This window comes from Cellulomonas sp. 73-92 (assembly GCF_001898175.1).
Lineage (GTDB): Bacteria > Actinomycetota > Actinomycetes > Actinomycetales > Cellulomonadaceae > Cellulomonas.
This window is the reverse complement of the sequence record NZ_MKTH01000022.1, coordinates 1-1,628: the sequence shown is the minus strand read 5'-3', so window position 1 is coordinate 1,628 and position 1,628 is coordinate 1. Positions and strand designations below refer to the sequence as shown.

Here is a 1,628-nt window from a genome sequence, read left to right as displayed (position 1 = left end):
GAGCGCATCCTGCACGAGCTCAGCAGCGCCTACGGGCGCGACGACGTGCAGAGCTTCGTGCTGCCCACCCTCGTCCTCGTCGAAGACCCGTCGGCGGGCTCGCAGCGCACGGAGCTCTTCCCGGCGACGCACGGCGACCTGCGGCTCGACCAGGCCGGCGCCGTGGAGCGCCTCATCGAGCGGGCGCGGATGCAGCGGATGCCTCCCGCCGACGTCGTCCGGGAGCTGGAGCGCATCCGCGCGACGCCGCCTCGCTTCAACGCGGTCACGATGATCCTCGGACACGCCCTGCTCACCGTCGGCTTCGGGCTGGTGCTCGATCCCGTGGCGCTCGCCCTCCCCTTCTACGCCGTCCTCGGCGCGATCGTGGGGACCGTCGTGGTGCTGACCGCCAGGTTCGCGCAGCTGTCGCTCGTGCTCCCGGTGCTGATCCCCTTCGGCATCACGCTGGGCACGGGACTCTTCGTCGCGCCGCTGATCGGCGACGACCCGATCCGGCTCGTCGCCCCCGCCCTCGTGAGCCTCCTGCCGGGGCTCACGCTCACGCTCGCCGCCGTGGAGCTCACCAGCAATCAGGTGGTCGCCGGCGCGAGCCGCATGGTCTACGGCGTCGCCCGGCTCGGACTGCTGGTGTTCGGCGTGTTCGCGGCGATCTCGATCCTCGGTGTGCACCCGGCCGAGAATCCGCTGCCGCCGCTCGGCGCGTGGGCTCCGTGGGTGGGCGTCGTGCTCACGGCGATCGGCTACACGCTGTTCTCGGTCGCGCCGCGCGGCGCGTTCCCGTGGATCGTGGTCTCGCTCGTCGTCGCCTACGGGGCGCAGGCGCTCGGGGCGCTCGCGATCGGCGCCCAGCTCTCGGGGTTCGTGGGCGCGGTCGTGGTGATCGTGGTCGTGGGACTGCTGCGCCGCATCCCGGCGGCGCCGCCGTCGGCGGTCATGCTGATGTGCGCGTACTGGCTGCTCGTCCCCGGTGCGCTCGGCTTCATCGGGCTCAGCCGGGTGGCCGAGGGGACCGACGGCGCCGGCGCCGCGGACCTCGTCGCGGGGACGCTGGTGTCGCTCGTGTCCATCGCCCTGGGGATGGTCGTCGGCGCCAGCATGACGCGCGAGGTCGATGTCGTGGCGCGCGGATGGCGCAGGGTGGCCCGCTTCCACCCATCGCGCGACGCGTCCGCGCCCGGCGCCGAGCCGCCCGCGCGCTGAGGGACCAGCCCGCGACCTCGCCCGCGAGCCGGCCGCGAGCCGCCCGCGAGCCGCCCGCGAGCCGGCCGCGCGCCGCCCGCGCGCCGCCCGCGAGCCGCCCGCGCGAGTGCTTCCCCCGCGCCTCGGCTGTACCGTTCTCAGGACCGCGAGAGCCCCAGGGCGCCGGGCCGCGGCGTGTCGAGGCGCCGCGACCCCTGCGTTCCTGAGAACGGTACGCACGGATGCCGGCGCCGCCCCGCCGGCGCCGCCCCGCCGGAGCCGACCCCCGGCGCCGACCCGCCCGCGCGCTGAGCGTCTGTCGCACGTGAACAACGCCTTGCGCCAGACATAACACGTCGTATGTCTCTTGATAGAAACATCATACGTGTGATATCTCGTTAGATGCGGGACAGGGTGCCCCGCGGAAAGCGATTGTGAACATGACA

General features: G+C 73.8%; 1 protein-coding gene. It reads left to right on the top strand.

Annotation, left to right across the window (positions count from 1 at the left end; translation table 11 throughout):
- The coding region (locus BGO37_RS15235; protein WP_291756252.1) for a threonine/serine exporter family protein at window positions 1–1,203 on the top strand (1,203 nt) is incomplete at its 5' end.
- Window positions 1,204–1,628: the final 425 nt, after the last annotated feature.